General features: G+C 61.0%; 15 protein-coding genes. 9 read left to right on the plus strand and 6 right to left on the minus strand.

Annotation, left to right across the window (positions count from 1 at the left end):
• Positions 1 to 2 precede the first annotated feature (2 nt).
• The 5 genes from mreC to ACR0J8_RS20245 are packed head-to-tail and all read left to right on the plus strand — an operon-like array spanning position 3 to position 5464.
• On the plus strand, positions 3 to 905 hold the full coding sequence (gene mreC / locus ACR0J8_RS20225; protein WP_170681826.1) for a rod shape-determining protein MreC: 903 nt from the start codon (positions 3 to 5) through the stop codon (positions 903 to 905).
• Positions 898 to 1434, plus strand: a complete 537-nt coding sequence (locus tag ACR0J8_RS20230) for a rod shape-determining protein MreD (protein ID WP_480526981.1) — start codon at positions 898 to 900, stop codon at positions 1432 to 1434. The genes mreC and ACR0J8_RS20230 overlap by 8 nt, the downstream gene beginning before the upstream one ends.
• Positions 1431 to 3380, plus strand: a complete 1950-nt coding sequence (gene mrdA, locus ACR0J8_RS20235) for a penicillin-binding protein 2 (RefSeq protein WP_170615729.1) — start codon at positions 1431 to 1433, stop codon at positions 3378 to 3380. Before ACR0J8_RS20230 ends, mrdA begins: the two co-directional genes overlap by 4 nt.
• Positions 3377 to 4516 (plus strand): rod shape-determining protein RodA, encoded by a 1140-nt coding sequence (rodA, locus tag ACR0J8_RS20240; protein WP_170615727.1) that lies wholly within the window; start codon positions 3377 to 3379, stop codon positions 4514 to 4516. The genes mrdA and rodA overlap by 4 nt, the downstream gene beginning before the upstream one ends.
• A 15-nt stretch (positions 4517 to 4531) precedes the next feature.
• Positions 4532 to 5464, plus strand: coding sequence for a 2-hydroxyacid dehydrogenase (locus tag ACR0J8_RS20245; protein ID WP_480526983.1), 933 nt, complete (start codon positions 4532 to 4534; stop codon positions 5462 to 5464).
• Between the two features lie 13 nt (positions 5465 to 5477).
• Here the strand turns inward: ACR0J8_RS20245 and ACR0J8_RS20250 are convergent, their stop codons facing one another.
• Complete coding sequence (locus ACR0J8_RS20250; protein ID WP_480526984.1) at positions 5478 to 7493, minus strand: M3 family metallopeptidase; 2016 nt, start codon at positions 7491 to 7493, stop codon at positions 5478 to 5480.
• A gap of 142 nt (positions 7494 to 7635) precedes the next feature.
• On the opposite strand from ACR0J8_RS20250, the gene ACR0J8_RS20255 reads away from it, so the two are divergent.
• Complete coding sequence (locus tag ACR0J8_RS20255; protein ID WP_480526986.1) at positions 7636 to 8853, plus strand: trans-sulfuration enzyme family protein; 1218 nt, start codon at positions 7636 to 7638, stop codon at positions 8851 to 8853.
• Between the two features lie 84 nt (positions 8854 to 8937).
• Here ACR0J8_RS20255 and ACR0J8_RS20260 read toward each other — a convergent pair whose 3' ends face one another.
• The 5 genes from ACR0J8_RS20260 to ACR0J8_RS20280 form a co-directional block, all read right to left on the minus strand.
• Positions 8938 to 9981: a HesA/MoeB/ThiF family protein gene (locus ACR0J8_RS20260; protein WP_480526988.1), complete on the minus strand. Its 1044-nt coding sequence runs from the start codon at positions 9979 to 9981 to the stop codon at positions 8938 to 8940.
• A complete protein-coding gene (gene dut, locus ACR0J8_RS20265) occupies positions 9981 to 10436 on the minus strand; it encodes a dUTP diphosphatase (protein ID WP_170615717.1) in 456 nt (151 codons plus the stop codon). Before dut ends, ACR0J8_RS20260 begins: the two co-directional genes overlap by 1 nt.
• 37 nt (positions 10437 to 10473) lie before the next feature.
• The gene (coaBC, locus tag ACR0J8_RS20270) at positions 10474 to 11670 is read right to left on the minus strand and encodes a bifunctional phosphopantothenoylcysteine decarboxylase/phosphopantothenate--cysteine ligase CoaBC (protein WP_480527051.1); all 1197 of its coding nucleotides are present in this window, start codon (positions 11668 to 11670) and stop codon (positions 10474 to 10476) included.
• Positions 11671 to 11733: 63 nt separating this feature from the next.
• Complete coding sequence (locus ACR0J8_RS20275) at positions 11734 to 12558, minus strand: ChaN family lipoprotein (protein WP_480526990.1); 825 nt, start codon at positions 12556 to 12558, stop codon at positions 11734 to 11736.
• Positions 12555 to 13433 (minus strand): RNA polymerase factor sigma-32, encoded by an 879-nt coding sequence (locus tag ACR0J8_RS20280; protein ID WP_170615711.1) that lies wholly within the window; start codon positions 13431 to 13433, stop codon positions 12555 to 12557. The genes ACR0J8_RS20275 and ACR0J8_RS20280 overlap by 4 nt, the downstream gene beginning before the upstream one ends.
• A gap of 99 nt (positions 13434 to 13532) precedes the next feature.
• On the opposite strand from ACR0J8_RS20280, the gene cobU reads away from it, so the two are divergent.
• From cobU to ACR0J8_RS20295, 3 genes are read left to right on the plus strand one after another with little or no spacing between them, the layout of a single operon-like run.
• The gene (gene cobU, locus ACR0J8_RS20285) at positions 13533 to 14054 is read left to right on the plus strand and encodes a bifunctional adenosylcobinamide kinase/adenosylcobinamide-phosphate guanylyltransferase (RefSeq protein WP_480526992.1); all 522 of its coding nucleotides are present in this window, start codon (positions 13533 to 13535) and stop codon (positions 14052 to 14054) included.
• Positions 14051 to 14629: a histidine phosphatase family protein gene (locus tag ACR0J8_RS20290; RefSeq protein ID WP_480526994.1), complete on the plus strand. Its 579-nt coding sequence runs from the start codon at positions 14051 to 14053 to the stop codon at positions 14627 to 14629. Before cobU ends, ACR0J8_RS20290 begins: the two co-directional genes overlap by 4 nt.
• Positions 14630 to 14687: 58 nt before the next feature.
• Positions 14688 to 15560 (plus strand): glutathione S-transferase N-terminal domain-containing protein, encoded by an 873-nt coding sequence (locus ACR0J8_RS20295; RefSeq protein WP_480526996.1) that lies wholly within the window; start codon positions 14688 to 14690, stop codon positions 15558 to 15560.
• The last annotated feature ends 41 nt before the right edge of the window (positions 15561 to 15601 follow it).

Below are 15601 nucleotides of genomic sequence, written 5' to 3' on the forward strand. Positions count from 1 at the left end.
CTGTGGCAAAGGACCGATCACAGCGCGACGAATACACCACCCCCTTACGCCGTTTGTTGTTGGGGATCGTTGTTTTGTGCCTGCTGGGTATCTTTCTGGTCTGGCGCATTGACAGCCCACGGGTCGAGAGGTTTCGCGCTCAGGTCGTGGATGCCGTGGTGCCCTCGATGGAATGGGCCATGGTGCCGGTCACGGCCACGGTCAACCTGGTCCGCGATTTCCAGAGCTATCAGCGATTGAGCGAACAGAACCGGGAATTGCGCAGTGAACTGCGCCGGATGCGCGCCTGGAAAGAGGCGGCGTTGCAGCTGGAACAGGAAAACGCCCGGTTGCTGGACCTGAACAACGTCCGGCTGGATCCGCGCCTGACCTATATCACCGGTGTTGTCATGGCCGACAGCGGTTCCCCCTTCCGGCAGTCTGTCCTTCTGAACGTGGGACGACGGGACGGTATAGTCGATGGCTGGGCCGCCATGGACGGGATCGGGCTGGTTGGGCGCATCTCCGGCGTCGGCGCCGACACGGCGCGTGTCATCCTGATGACGGACGCCTCGAGCGCTATCCCTGCCACCATCCAGCCTTCCGGGCAGACCGCTTTGATCAAGGGGGACAACACAGCGGTACCATTGGTCGAGTTTCTGGAAAACCGTGAACTCGTCCGACCCGGCGACCGGGTCATTACGTCGGGCGACGGTGGCGTTTTCCCGGCAGGATTGCTGATCGGTCAGATCACCGCCGATCCGGGTGGCAGGTTGCGCGTGCGTCTGTCCGCCGATTTCGAGCGGCTCGAGTTTCTGCGCGTGCTGCGCTACCAGTCGGCGCCCGCCATTCGTGATTCCGGGGATATTGTTGGTCCGCTGCGACCCGAAGCATCCCTGACCCCCGACGAGGCCGCAGATGGATAAGGCGGTTTCCCATCTCTGGGCCATGCGCTGCCTCTATGTTTTTCTGGTGGTTCTTGTGCTGTTTCTGCACCTGTTGCCGCTGAACACCCAGCCGGACCGCTGGCCGTTTCCGGATGTTCTGATCGCCCTCACATTCGCTTGGGTGCTTCGGCGCCCCGAATACACGCCCATCGCAATTGTGGCCGTTGTCATGCTGATAGCCGACCTGCTTCTGCAACGGCCGCCGGGGTTGCTGGCGGCACTGGTCGTTGTGGCAACAAACTATTTGCGCTCGGCAGCGCCGGGAATGCGGGACATCGGATTTTTTGGCGAATGGAGCTCGGTCGCGGCGGTGATGACCGGTATCTTTGTGCTGAACCGTTTCATTCTGTCGGTTCTGTCGGTCCAGCAGACCGCTTTTTGGCCGACAGTTGTTCAACTGATTTTGACCATCGCCATCTATCCCTTGATTGTACTGATCAGTCAGAATGGTATGGGCGTCCGCCGTATTTCAGCTGCGGATGCCGGTATTGTCGGGGCGCGGGCATGAAGCAGAAACGCACCAAATCCCAGGGCCTTGCCTACAAACGTCTGCCGCGCCGGGCGTTGGTTCTGGGTGGTTTGCAGGCGGTCTTTATCGGTGGTCTGGCCGCGCGGATGCGGTTTATGCAGGTTGATCAGGCCGATCAGTACCGGCTGCTGGCCGAGGAAAACCGGATCAACATCCGCCTGATCCCGCCGACACGCGGGCGCATCTATGACCGGAACGGACAGGTCATTGGCCAGAACTCGCCGTCCTACCGGATCGTGATCGTGCGCGAAGACGCGGGTGATATCGACTCGGTCATTGCCAAGCTTTCGGAACTGATCCCCCTGAACGAGGATGAGATCGAGCGTGCCCGCACGGAAATGCGCCGGTCCGCACCCTTCCTGCCGGTCACGCTGGCAGATCAGGTTACGTGGGAGGACATCTCGAAAGTTGCGGTGAACGCGCCGGCCCTGCCCGGCGTGACGCCCGAAGTCGGTCTGACCCGCCAATATCCCCGGTATGAGGATTTCGCCCATATCGTCGGTTATGTCGGCCCGGTCAGCGACTACGACCTGAGCCAAATGGAAGACCCCGAGCCGGTTCTGCGCATCCCCCGGTTTCAGATCGGCAAGGTCGGGCTGGAGGCCAAGCAGGAGGCCACCCTGCGCGGCAAGGCCGGGGCCAAGCGGGTCGAGGTCAACGCGACCGGTCGCGTGATGCGGGAACTGGACCGCCAGGAGGGTGAAGCCGGGGCCGACCTGCAATTGTCGATCGACGCCGATCTGCAGCAATACGCACAGGCCAGATTGGCCGGGGAAAGCGCGGCGGCGGTTGTGATAGACTGCGAAACCGGCGATCTGCGTGCGATTGCCTCGGCCCCCAGCTTTGATCCCAACCTGTTTGTACGCGGTATCTCGGTCGCCGATTACAGGTCGCTGACACAGGACAAATATCGTCCGCTGGCAAACAAGACGGTACAGGGTACCTATCCACCGGGGTCGACGTTCAAAATGATCACGGCCATGGCTGCGCTTGAGGCCGGTGTGATCGGACCCGGCAACACGGTATATTGCCCCGGTCATCTGAAAGTCGGCAGCCGCAGGTTCCATTGCTGGAAACGCGGCGGGCACGGTACGGTCGATCTTGAAACCTCTCTCAAACGCAGTTGCGACGTCTACTATTATGATGTTGCCTTGCGCGTGGGCATCGACAGGATATCCGACATGGCCCGAACTTTCGGGCTGGGCATCAAGCACGATATCCCGATGTCGGCCGTGGCAGGGGGGCTGGCGCCAAATCAGGAATGGAAACAGCGGGTCCACGGGCAGGAATGGCTGGTCGGGGACACCGCTAACGCCTCGATCGGTCAGGGCTTCATGCTGGCCTCGCCCATGCAGCTTGCCGTCATGACCGCGCGGATCGCCACAGGCCGCGCCGTGACGCCGCGCCTGGTCCGGTCGGTCAACGGGGTCGAACAGCCCTCGGGCGCGGGTGAGCCACTTGCGGTCAATCAGCGGAACCTGTCACAGGTGCGCAAAGCGATGTTCTCGGTCTCCAATGACCGGCGTGGAACGGCCTACCGCAGCCGTATCATCGCAGATGAGTTTCGCATGGCGGGCAAGACGGGTACCAGTCAGGTCCGCAACATTACCAAGGCTGAACGCGCTGCTGGTGTGATCCGAAACGAAGATCTGCCTTGGGAACGGCGTGACCACGCGCTGTTCGTCAGCTTCGCCCCGTACGATAATCCGAAATACGCCATAGCCGTCGTCGTTGAACATGGCGGTGGCGGGTCCAAGGCGGCCGCCCCTGTCGCGCGGGACATCATGCTTCAGGCGCTCTACAACGGTACGCCCCCGCTTGAGGCGTATCCGGTTGCCGACCGCGAGCGCATCAAGGAACAGCAAAAAAGGTTGGAGGGCGACCGCCGCCCCAAAGCGCGTCCGGATGAAAAGGACCGCGCATGAGCTATCTTGAATATGCCGTCAAATCCACGCCGTCGGGGTTTCGCAAGTTTCTGTATATGAACTGGCCGCTGACCCTGCTGTTGATCAGCACGGCCAGTGCCGGGTTCCTGATGCTGTATTCGGTGGCGGGCGGTTCGTGGACCCCGTGGGCCGAACCGCAGATGGAGCGGTTCGGGATGGGTCTGGCGGCCATGTTCATTGTGGCGCTTGTTCCGATCTGGTTCTGGCGCAACATGTCGGTTCTGGCCTATCTCGGCTCGATCGTTCTGCTGATCTTTGTCGAGCTTTTCGGCACGGTCGGCATGGGCGCGCAGCGCTGGATCGACCTTGGGTTCATGCGGCTTCAACCGTCCGAGGTCATGAAGGTTGCCCTGGTCATGGTGCTGGCCGCCTATTACGACTGGTTGCCGTCTCACAAGACCTCGCGCCCGCTTTGGGTGCTTATCCCTGTTGCCCTGATCCTGATCCCAACCTTCATGGTGCTCAAACAGCCTGACCTGGGTACGTCGATCCTGTTGCTGGCCGCTGGCGGTGGCCTGATGTTTCTGGCTGGTGTCCACTGGGCCTATTTCGCCGCCGTAATAGCAGCAGGTGTCGGGCTGATCGCCACAGTGTTCAACAGCCGTGGGACAGACTGGCAATTGCTCAAGGACTACCAGTTCAGGCGCATCGATACGTTTCTCGATCCTTCCACCGATCCGCTTGGCGCGGGTTACCACATTACACAGTCCAAGATTGCCCTGGGATCCGGGGGCTGGAACGGACGCGGGTTTATGCAGGGCACTCAGTCGCGGTTGAACTTCCTACCCGAGAAACATACCGATTTCATCTTTACCACACTGGCCGAAGAGTTCGGGTTCGTCGGCGGCATCACGCTGTTGATCCTGTATGCTCTGATCCTGATTTTCTGCATGGTTACCGCGCTGACGACCAAAGACCGTTTCTCATCGCTTGTGACTTTGGGCATTGCACTGAACTTCTTCCTGTTCTTTGCCGTCAACATGTCCATGGTCATGGGTCTTGCCCCGGTTGTCGGCGTTCCGCTGCCCATGGTCAGCTATGGCGGCTCGGCCATGCTGGTTCTGATGGCCGCGTTCGGCATCGTTCAAAGCGCGCATATCCATCGTCCTCGTTAATCTGAAAGGCAATCCATGACAGTGAATGTCCTGTTTTCCGCACGTCCCGGGCTTTGGCCGGTTTATGAGCCGTTGCTGCGCCAGGGCCTGTCCGAAGCCGGGCTGGAGTTTGAGTTGTCGCCAGAGATTTCACCGGAACAGGTCGACTACGTGGTTTACGGACCGACGGGCGGATTGCGGGATTTCGGGCCCTTCAGTCGGCTCAAGGCTGTACTCAGCCTGTGGGCCGGGATCGAGAGTATCGCGGACAATGAAACCCTGACCGTGCCGCTGGCCCGGATGGTCGATCACGGGCTGACGCAAGGCATGACAGAATGGGTCGTCGGGCATGTGCTGCGCTACCATCTGGGGATGGATCGTCACATCACCGTCCAGGACGGCGTCTGGACGCCCGAAGCACCGCCGCTCGCGCAGCAACGGCATGTAACGGTTTTGGGTCTGGGCGCTTTGGGGCTGGCCTGCGCCAAGGCACTGGCCGCGCTGAATTTCAATGTTACCGGTTGGAGCCGCACGCCCAAGGACGTCGACGGCGTGACTTGTCTGCATGGGCAGAAGGGATTGAAAAGGGCGCTGTCTCAGGCAGAAATTGTGGTTCTGCTGCTGCCCGATACGGCAGCGACGGAAAACACGCTGAACGCGGAAACGCTGGCCCTGTTGCCCAAAGGTGCACGGATCCTCAACCCGGGTCGCGGGCCGTTGATCGACGATGATGCCCTGCTGGATGCGTTGAATTCAGGGCAAGTGGGTCATGCCACGCTGGACGTGTTCCGGACCGAACCACTGCCGCCCGAGCATCCGTACTGGGCACATCCCAACGTGACTGTGACACCTCATATCGCGTCCGAAACCCGCGAGATCACTGCCGCGCAGGTCATTTGCGAAAACATCCGGCGCGGTGAGGCAGGTGAGCCCTTCCTGCATCTGGTGGATCGCCAGTTGGGGTACTGACGACCCATCCAGTTCAGGCGGCGATCAGGCCCCGCCCTTTCAGCAGTGCCTCGACACCCGGTAGGCGGCCACGGAAGGCGAGATACAGGTCTTCGGCCTCGCGTGAGCCTCCGGTGGACAGGATGTTGTCCTCAAGCGCCTGGGCGCGATCGGGATCGAAGGCGCTGCCCGCCTCCTCAAATGCCGCAAAAGCGTCGGCATCCATAACTTCGGACCACATATAGCTGTAGTAGCCGGAACTGTATCCGTCCCCGGAAAAGACATGCGCGAAATGCGGAGTGGCGTGGCGCATTCCGATGGCGCGCGGCATTCCGATTTCGGCCAGAACTTCGGCCTGTTTCGCCATCGGGTCGGCTGGGGCCGCGCCGTCGTGGAATGCCAGGTCGACCAGAGCCGAGGCGACATATTCCACGGTTTGAAAGCCCTGATCGAAATTGGCCGCTTTCAGTACCTTCTCCAACATGTCCTGCGGCATCGGTTCGCCGGTTTCTGCATGCGTTGCGTATTCTGCCAGTACCTCGGGCACTTCCAGCCAGTGTTCGTAAAGCTGGCTGGGCAGTTCCACAAAGTCCCGCGCAACGCTTGTGCCCGAGATGCTTTCATAGGTCACATTCGACAGCATCTGATGAAGGGCATGGCCAAATTCGTGAAACAGGGTGCGCGCGTCGTCGTAGGACAGCAGCGCCGGGTCGCCTTTGGCGAAGTTGCAGACATTAATGACAACTGGCGCCTGTTCCTTGGGGAATTTCGCCTGCGCGCGCATTGCGCTGCACCAGGCACCGGACCGTTTGGAACCGCGCGCGAAGTAGTCCCCGATGAACACCGCGATATGCTTGCCATCGCGCGTCACCTCCCATGCGCGGCAATCGGGGTGATAGAGCGGGACATCCAGCGGCTTGAATTCCAGCCCGAACAGCCGATTGGCGCAGGCAAAGGACGCCTCGATCATACGCTCCAACTGCAGATACGGCTTGAGCGCGGCCTCATCCAGATCATGCTCGGCCTTGCGCCGTTTTTCCGCGTAATACCGCCAGTCCCAGGCTTCCAGCGGCCCGTTGACCCCGTCCTCCTGCATCATTTGCGTCAGGGTTTTGGCATCGGCATCTGCGCGCGCCTTAGCAGGCTTCCAAACCTGCATCAGCAGGTCCCGCACCCTATCCGGCGTCCGGGCCATTTCCGTTTCCAGTTTGTAATCGGCAAAGCTGCCATAACCCAGCAGCGTAGCGCGTTCTCCGCGCAACGAAAGGATTTCAGCGGCAATCTCGCGGTTGTCGGTTTCCCCGCCTTTCGCACCACGCGCCGCCCACGCGAGATACGCCTTTTCGCGCAGATCGCGGCGGGGCGAGAATTGCAGAAACGGCACGATCAAGGACCGTGACAGGGTCACAACCGGGCCATCCAGCCCTTTCTCCTTGCCGGCCGCACGGGCGGCATCGGTGACAAAACCGGGCAGACTGGCCAGATCACCCTCGGTCAACTCCATGAACCAGTCCCTTTCATCCGCCAGCAGGTTCTGGGTGAAGGATGTGCCCAGCGTGGCCAGGCGGGATTTGATTTCCTGCATGCGGGTATCGTCATCACCCTGCAACGCCGCACCCGCGCGCACAAAACCGCGATGGGTCAGCATCAGGACACGCGCCTGTTCGTCGGTCAGGCCCAATTCACCGCGCCACGCCCAAAGATCGGCGACCCGCTGAAACAGAGGTTTGTTGGATGAGATCGCGGAAAAATGGGCCGCCAGTTTGGGTGAGAAATCGCGCTGCAGGGCTTCGCGCGCCGGGTTGCTGTCCGCACCTGCGACGGTAAAAAAGACCGCCAGAACTTTGTCCAGCTGTTCCCCGGCGGCTTCGAGTGCCTCGATTGTATTGGCGAATGTCGGGGCGTCCGGATTCGTCGCGATGGTATCGATCTGGGCGGTGTGCGCGGCCAATGCCTGATCCAGCGCCGGGGCAAAATCATCGTCCGAAATCTCGGCAAATGGGGCGATTGCAAAGGGGGTGTTCCAGTCGGACAGGATCGGGTTGGTCATTCAGATCTCCTTTGTCTGACAAGGTAGGCAGCCTGCCTGTGATGGTCCAGAGGGCGGGCGCGCAAGTCGCCTGAAAAAGTCGCAATCCGGCTTGCATCGGCAGCGTGGCGCACGCAGGGTCGTCGGCAAAGGGAGACAGGATATGACCAAGCCGAACCGTCCCGCCGGGATCATGACCAGGGCCATCCACGCAGGCGATCCGCCGGATGCTTCGACCAACGCGTCTGCTCCGCCGATCCACATGAGCTCGACCTATGTGACCGAGGATCTGGCGGGTTTTTCGGCCCATGACCTGACGCCGGACAGCCCGTTTGTCTATTCGCGCTGGGCGAACCCGACGGTCGCGGGTCTGGAGGCCAAGATTGCCGCGTTGCAGGGGACTGAAGCCTGTCTGGCAAGCGCGTCCGGGATGGCTTCTGCGTCAGCGATCTTTTTCACCTTTCTGTCCGCCGGAGATCATCTGATCGTGTCGGATGTTTCTTATGCAGGGGTCGCGGAACTGGCACGCGAGACTTTGCCGCGTATGGGGATCGAAGTCTCGGCGGTCAACATGTCCGATCCGGCCTCGGTGGCGGCCGCAATTCGCCCCAACACCCGCCTGATCCACACGGAAACGCCGGTGAACCCGATCGGTCGCCTGACCGATCTGGCCGCCGTCTCGAAACTGGCGCGTGACGCCGGGGCGTTGCTCAGCTGTGATGCGACCTTTGCATCGCCGTTGGGCATGGACACGGTGGGTCTTGGCGTTGATCTGACGATGCATTCGATTACCAAATATATCGGCGGCCATGGTGATGCGATTGGCGGCGCCGTTGCCGGGTCCGCCGAGCTGATCGCGAAAATGCGGATCGAGGCAGGTATTCATCATGGAGGCGTTTTGTCCCCCTTCAACGCCTGGCTGATCGCGCGCGGGGCTACGACCCTGCCGTTGCGGATGAAAGCGCATGAGGCGGGTGCAATGGCTGTGGCGCAATGGCTGGAAGACGACCCACGTGTCACGAAAGTCATCTATCCGGGTCTGGCCTCGCATCCGCAATCGGATCTGGCGGCACGGCAGATGTCGAACAAATCCGGCATGATCTCGTTTCAGGTCGGCCGCGCCGCTGATGGTGAACGTATCGCGCAGCAGATGATCGAGCGGCTTGAGGTGATTCACTACGCGGTGTCGCTGGGGCATCATCGCAGCCTGATTTTCTGGATGGGAACCGATGGCCTGATGGAAACGTCCTTCCGGCTGAGTGGTGCGCAGCTTGAGGACTACCGCGCCTATGCCGGCGACGGGATTTTCCGCCTGTCTGTCGGGCTGGAAGACGCCGAAGACCTGATCGCCGATCTGGATCGGGCATTGGGCCAGCATTAGGCTCCCGCCCCCGCGGGACACATCAAAGACGTGCCCCGGCGGGGTTGGGCCGGGCCGCGCGCCGCTGGCGCGCGGCGGATTGGGTTAAACCGCTGCGCTTGCGCAGATCGGGCAATCGTCGCGTTTGAACAGGGTGATCTTGCGGCTTTCGCCGTAAAGCGCGTCATAGATCAGCATCTCGCCGCGCAAGGCCTGCCCCGCGCTAGTGATGACCTTGATGGCTTCCACCGCCATCATGGATCCGACCACACCGGGTAGGGGGCCAACGACACCCGCTTCGGCACAGGAAGGAGCCAGCCCGGGGGCGGGGGCTTCGGGGAAAATGCATTGATAGCAGGGGCCATCCGTGGCCGGATCAAAGACGCTCAGTTGCCCCTCCCATTGCGACAGCGCGCCCGAGATCAGTGGCTTGCCAAGCGCGACTGCCGTTCGGTTGGCCAGATAGCGAGTGTCGAAATTGTCGGTACCGTCCAGGATCAGGTCAAAGTCGCGGAACAGTTCTTCGGCGATGTCGTTTGTCAGGCGGCGATGATAGGGCAGGACCACCACATTCGGGTTCTGCGCCTCCATCGCCTGTTGGGCGGAAAACACTTTGGGCATGCCGATATCCGCGTCCCGATGGATTACCTGCCGCTGCAGGTTGGCGTTTTCGACCTCATCATCGTCGATCACGCCGATTGTGCCGACACCTGCCGCTGCCAGATATTGCAGGGCCGGGGCGCCAAGCCCGCCGGCACCAATGACCAGAACCCGCGCCTTTTTCAGCCGTTTCTGTCCGGGTCCGCCCAGTTCGCGCAGAACGATGTGGCGTGCGTAGCGGTCAAGTTCGGTTTCGCTAAATTGATCGGATGGCATGGCAGGCTCCTTGGCAGGCGCTGCGCGAGCGCGCAGCATCCTCAACAACCTGCCATAAATCAGAGCAAGACCGGCCGCGCCACCCAGGATCAGCCAGACGGCCGCCGATCCGCCGGTCGCCTGCCTTAGCGGGTTTCCATCCGGCAGCACCAGTTGGGCAATGATGACCCCGGCCAACAATACGGCAACGGATACATTCCGCGCCCCGCGTGAAACTCCGGCAAAATACCCGATGCCCCAAAGCCCGGCGGCAAGCCCCAGAACCAGTATCATCAGCCGCGCCCGGTCGAACCGAAGCCACTTGCCCCGCGTTCGGTGTCGGACAGGGCAACCGCGGCCTCGAACACGGCCTGCACAACCGGGGCCACCACAAGTTGCGCAATGCGTTCGCCATGCGTGATCTCGAACACATCCTGCCCAGCATTCAGAACGATCACACCCAACGGGCCGCGATAGTCGCTGTCGATGGTGCCGGGCGTGTTTGGCAAGGTAATTCCGTGTTTCAGCGCAAGCCCGGAACGGGGGCGCACCTGCACCTCATACCCGTTGGGAATTTCGATCCGCAGCCCGGTCGGCACCAGTGCCCGCTGACCCGGTTCAAGCCGGATCGGCGCGCCACCCGGCAGATTGGCCCGCACGTCCGCGCCCGCCGCGCCCGATGTTTCATACGAGGGCAGGGGAACCGAAGGGTCCGCTCCATCTTCACGGATTACACGAATTGCTACCATTGCTGCACCTCTTGCCGTGCCACGCGGGGCCGGTATCTTATTCTGTCAAAGCGTCGGCGATTTTGGCGGCCAGTTTCCGGGCCACTTCATCCTTGCCCATGCGAGGCCAGCTTTCGGCCCCATCTTGCGAGATGAGGGTCACGGCATTTTCCGAACCGCCCATAATGCCCGTCGCGGGGCTGACATCGTTCGCGACGATCCAGTCGCATCCTTTGCGCGTGCGTTTGGCCGTCGCATTTTCGACTACGTCATTGGTTTCGGCGGCAAAGCCGACAACCAGTCTGGGCCGCCCTTCCGTCATGTGCGACACACGTTTCAGGATGTCAGGGTTTTCGGCAAACTCCAGCGCCGGCAGGCCGTCGCGGCTTTTCTTCAGCTTCCGATCGGACGCGCTGGCCACGCGCCAGTCAGCCACGGCTGCGGCAAACACGCCGGCATCGACAGGCAGGGCTGCATCGACCGCATCGGACATCTGGCGCGCGGTTTCCACTGGGATGACCTGCACGTTATCGGGCGGGGGAACATCTGCGGGGCCGGTCACAAAGATCACTTCGGCCCCCAGGGATGCCAGCGCGCGGGCCACGGCCGTGCCTTGCGCGCCAGACGACCGGTTGGCGATATAGCGCACCGGGTCGATGGGTTCGTGGGTCGGTCCCGACGTAACCAGAATACGCTTGCCGGACAGGGGGCCATTGCCCAATGCGGCCTCGATCGCGGCCACGATCTCCAGAGGTTCCGACATGCGGCCCGGTCCGAACTCGCCGCAAGCCATATCGCCTTCGTTCGGACCGACGAACCGGACGCCATCGGCCTGCAATTGCCTTAGGTTGCGTTGCGTCGCGGGATGATCCCACATACGCACATTCATGCCGGGTGCGCACAGCACGGGCGTATCCGTTGCCATCAACAGGGTCGAGGCCAGATCATTAGCGAGCCCAGCAGCCATCTTGCCCATCAGATCCGCCGTTGCCGGAGCCACTACGATCAGGTCAGCAGAACGGGACAACTGGATATGGCCCATCTCGGCCTCATCCGTCAGATCGAACAGATCTCGGTAGAGTTTGTCTCCGGCCAGAGCGGACACGGACAAGGGCGTCACGAATTCTTCTGCTGCGCCCGTCAGGACCGGAGTCACCGCCGCACCGCGTTCTTTCAGCCGCCGGATCAGGTCCAGCGACTTGTAAGCCGCAATCCCGCCGCCAATGATCAGCAATATGCGTTTGGATGCCAGCATCATCTGCCCTTCCCGTCCCGGTCGGCCCCGACATTAGGCAACGCAGGCAGGTTGTTCCAGTTGTTAATTCTGCACACCAAAGGCTTCGCACGGATCTTCCCGCTCGGCAGCGGGGCTGTCGATTACGGCGTCAAACGTGCCATCGATAACGCCATCTTCGGACTGGCCCAGTACATAAACCTTCAGACCGGGGCTCAGGCGCGACAGGAAGGTCGGGATACCGCGGTCTTTGCGAGCGTGGCCGTTGCCGGTGATAACCGCGACCGGCCCGCCGGTTTCATCCTTTGCGCGCAGGATCGCGCGTGTCAGGACCGCATCCCGCAACCGTTGAATCGCAACCATCTGGGGCAACATCTCGGTCGGAACCGCGTTGCAATGTGCGGCAAGCTGATCGGCCTCGCGCGCGGCCTGATCATCGGCTGACAGGGGTACCGTCAGGCCATAGCGCGCGGCATCGGCGCCGAACGTCGTGGCGGCACCTCGTTCCATGGCAGTTCGGGCGGCTTTTCGTGGAACCATCGCCCCGTAAACTGGCGCATCCGTTGCCTCGAAGACGGGGTAATACATACTGAGCGGTGGCCAGCCTGACTCGGCCCATTGCAGAATACGTGACAATTCCTCGGGGTCGGAGGCTGCCGTCTGAGCCAGACGTTTGGCACCCTCTTCCGTCACCATTTCCCAAACAACGGCAGAGGGCGAAACCGCCTCAAGCGCCTGAGTCTGAACCAGGTGATGGCGCGGGTTGTCGTGAATTTCACCCAGTATGACCACATCCGCCGCCTGCATGGCGGACGTCACATCATCGCGGATCAGGCCGTCGGCCTGCCCGGGTCGCGCCAACCCGTAGGTAAGGGTCAGGGCCCAAACAAGAATCGCAAACTGTTTCATGCGATGAAGTGTTGCACCTCGCGCGATTGGCCTTCAAGGTTCTTGCGCATTTTCACAAAGGCGGCGGCTTCAAGCTGACGTACACGTTCCTTAGACAATCCCAACTCCTGCCCGAGGCTTTCCAGTGTCCGGGAAGGTTCACGCAGTTTGCGCTCGCGCACGATGAAACGCTCGCGCTCATTCAGCGATTGCATCGCTTTCAGCAGCCATTCACGCAGCTGTTCGGTGTCGTGACGGCTTTCCACGGTTTCAGCGGCCTGTTCGCGATCGTCTTCAAGCGCGTCGATCCATTCTCGCCCGTCTTCATCGGCCGACTGCACCGCATTGAGCGAGAAATCTGAACCGGACAGACGCCCCTCCATCATTTCGACGTCGCGCAGCGGGACCCCGATTTCGGCCGCGATCATCTGGTGAAGCTGATGGCGATCCAGTTCCATACCCTCGGTCGCTGCTTCACGTTCCAACCGGGCCTGAACCCGCCGCATGTTGAAGAACAGAGATTTCTGCGAAGAGGTCGATCCGGTTCGCACCATCGACCAGTTTCGCATCACGTAATCCTGTACGCTGGCCTTGATCCACCAAACCGCATAGGTCGAAAAGCGCACGCCGCGGTCCGGATCAAACTTGTCGGCGGCTTTCATCAGGCCCAGCCCGGCCTCTTGAATCAGATCATTCATTGGCGCGCCATAGCGCTTGAACTTGGCGGCCATTGAAATCGCCAACCGCATATAGGCGGTGATCAGGCGATGCAGCGCCTGCTCATCTCGTTCATCCCGCCATGCATAAGCCAGCCGAAGTTCGGTTTCAGCGTCCAGCAGCTCGGCTTTCATTGCCTGCCGGGACATCGAAAAGTCTTTTGCGTTATCCAGTGCCATGCAAATCTCCCCTTTCACAGGCGCGGGCCGGGCTTGCCATGCCGACCTGGTGTCGATACGCACAGAAAGACCAGATGGATCATTTGAAAGGTAGGGATCGTGAGCTCCGATTTAACCTTTGTACTGGGCGGGGCGGCCTCGGGGAAATCGGCCTTTGCGGAACAACTGGTTGTTTCAACTGCAAAAAGCCGGGTTTATCTTGCAACTTCACAAGTGCTTGATGGCGAGATGCACGCCAAGGTTCAGCGCCATCTGGATCAGCGCGGGGAAGGCTGGACCACGATTGAGGCGCCCATGGATCTGGCCCCGGTTCTGGCCGAACTGGCAGCGGATCAGATCTGTCTGATCGATTGCGCCACCATGTGGCTGACCAACCATTTGCTTGCAGAATCCGATCTGCAATCTGCGCAGGAGGATTTGCTGAACGCACTGCGCGATTGCCCGGCCCGGCTGGTTGTCGTGTCCAACGAAGTCGGTCATGGCATCGTGCCCGAAAACGCGCTGGCCCGCCGGTTCCGCGAGGCGCAGGGGCGTCTGAACATTGCGCTGGCCGCGCAGGCCAATCTGGTCGTGCAGGTGACAGCCGGGTTGCCGCTGGTCTTAAAGGGGCAATTGCCATGACGCGTTTGTTTCTTGTCAGGCACGGGCCCACACATGCCAAAACCATGGTCGGCTGGTCCGATCTGCCTGCTGACCTGAGCGATCAGGCCGCGATTGACCGGTTGCACGAGCACCTGCCATCAGATGCTCTGATCGTGTCATCCGACCTGTCCCGTGCGGCGGATACGGCAACGGCCATTCAGGGCACGCGGAGACGGTTGCCGCATCACCGTGATTTGCGGGAAATCAACTTTGGCCGCTGGGAGATGCGCGCCTTTGCCGAGATCGAGGCGGAAGATCCCGAACTTGCATTTGCCTATTGGGACAATCCCGGCGACATACGCCCGCCCGGTGGCGAAAGCTGGAACGACGTGCGCCTGAGGGTGGACCGGGCCATTGATCGGCTGATCGCAGCGCACACGGGCGCGGATCTGGTCATTGTCGCCCATTTCGGCGTTATCCTGACACAGGTGCAACGCGCGCTTGATCTGGATGCGCAACAGGCATTTTCACACCGGATCGACAATCTGTCGGTGACGCGGATTTCGCTGGACGGCAGCACATGGTCGGTTGGGTCTATTAATCATCTTCCGTGATAAGAGTGCCCACAATTCTCTGATTTACTGATGCAAAGCCCTGCGGCATCGTTGCCGCATGACTTATGACCTGTATATCGGGGACCGCCTGTTTTCCAGCTGGTCCATGCGTGGATGGCTGATGCTGGAAAAATTCGGCCTGCCTTATCGAAGCCATTTGATTGGTCTGTATTCCGGCACAATGGACGAAGACATGAAATCTCTGGCTCCGGCACGGCTTGTGCCGGCCTTGCGTTTGCCGGACGGAACTGTGGTTGGTGAAAGCCTGGCCATGGCCGAGACGCTGGTTGAACGGCACCCCGAGGCAGGCTTGTGGCCCAACGAACCGGCGGCCCGCGCAACCGCGCGCTGGCTTTGCACAGAAATGGTGTCGGGTTTTTCGGCGTTACGCAGCCAATGCCCGATGCAACTGCTTCACTGCTGGGTGGGTTTTGACCCTTCGCCCGAGACCCTGTCAGACCTGAAGCGCATCGACACATTGTGGGATCACGCCCGTTCGGTGTCCGGTGCGGCTTCGGGTCCGTTGTTCGGCGCATATTCTCTGGCAGATGTTTTCTATACACCAGTTGCGGCCCGCATCATTGGCTATGGGCTGCCGGTGTCATCGGCGAGCCGCGACTATTGTCTGGAGCTGCTCTCGGACCCTTGCGTAAGGCAATGGCGGGCCATGGGGTTGACCGTGCAGTACGATCCTTTTCCTTACGCGCAGAACCTTTCTTCAATCCCGTGGCCCATCGGCGGGTTTTCACAGGCGAGGCCAGTTGCAAGCGGCCCCTCCGCCAATGAAAACTGTCCCTATTCCGGCAAAGTAGCCACCCACTTCCTGGAGCTTGACGGCGCAAGTTGGGGGTTCTGCAACGCGTTTTGTCGGGACAAGACGGTCGCCGACCCCGAAGCATGGCCGAAATTCAAGGCGATGGTCGGGAAATGAACACCGCCGTTAACCATTCCTAAACCGCAACCATGGCAGCA

Source organism: Ruegeria sp. N11 (assembly GCF_056531525.1).

Excerpts from the sequence above, each read along its gene's own strand:
- ACR0J8_RS20290 (WP_480526994.1), top strand. The coding sequence starts at position 14,051 with ATGACGCGTTTGTTTCTTGTCAGGCACGGGCCCACACATGCCAAAACC.
- ACR0J8_RS20260 (WP_480526988.1), bottom strand. The coding sequence starts at position 9,981 with ATGATACTGGTTCTGGGGCTTGCCGCCGGGCTTTGGGGCATCGGGTAT.
- dut (WP_170615717.1), bottom strand. The coding sequence starts at position 10,436 with ATGGTAGCAATTCGTGTAATCCGTGAAGATGGAGCGGACCCTTCGGTT.
- coaBC (WP_480527051.1), bottom strand. The coding sequence starts at position 11,670 with ATGCTGGCATCCAAACGCATATTGCTGATCATTGGCGGCGGGATTGCG.
- ACR0J8_RS20230 (WP_480526981.1), top strand. The coding sequence starts at position 898 with ATGGATAAGGCGGTTTCCCATCTCTGGGCCATGCGCTGCCTCTATGTT.
- ACR0J8_RS20250 (WP_480526984.1), bottom strand. The coding sequence starts at position 7,493 with ATGACCAACCCGATCCTGTCCGACTGGAACACCCCCTTTGCAATCGCC.
- ACR0J8_RS20280 (WP_170615711.1), bottom strand. The coding sequence starts at position 13,433 with ATGGCACTGGATAACGCAAAAGACTTTTCGATGTCCCGGCAGGCAATG.
- ACR0J8_RS20275 (WP_480526990.1), bottom strand. The coding sequence starts at position 12,558 with ATGAAACAGTTTGCGATTCTTGTTTGGGCCCTGACCCTTACCTACGGG.
- mrdA (WP_170615729.1), top strand. The coding sequence starts at position 1,431 with ATGAAGCAGAAACGCACCAAATCCCAGGGCCTTGCCTACAAACGTCTG.
- ACR0J8_RS20295 (WP_480526996.1), top strand. The coding sequence starts at position 14,688 with ATGACTTATGACCTGTATATCGGGGACCGCCTGTTTTCCAGCTGGTCC.
- ACR0J8_RS20255 (WP_480526986.1), top strand. The coding sequence starts at position 7,636 with ATGACCAAGCCGAACCGTCCCGCCGGGATCATGACCAGGGCCATCCAC.
- ACR0J8_RS20245 (WP_480526983.1), top strand. The coding sequence starts at position 4,532 with ATGACAGTGAATGTCCTGTTTTCCGCACGTCCCGGGCTTTGGCCGGTT.
- rodA (WP_170615727.1), top strand. The coding sequence starts at position 3,377 with ATGAGCTATCTTGAATATGCCGTCAAATCCACGCCGTCGGGGTTTCGC.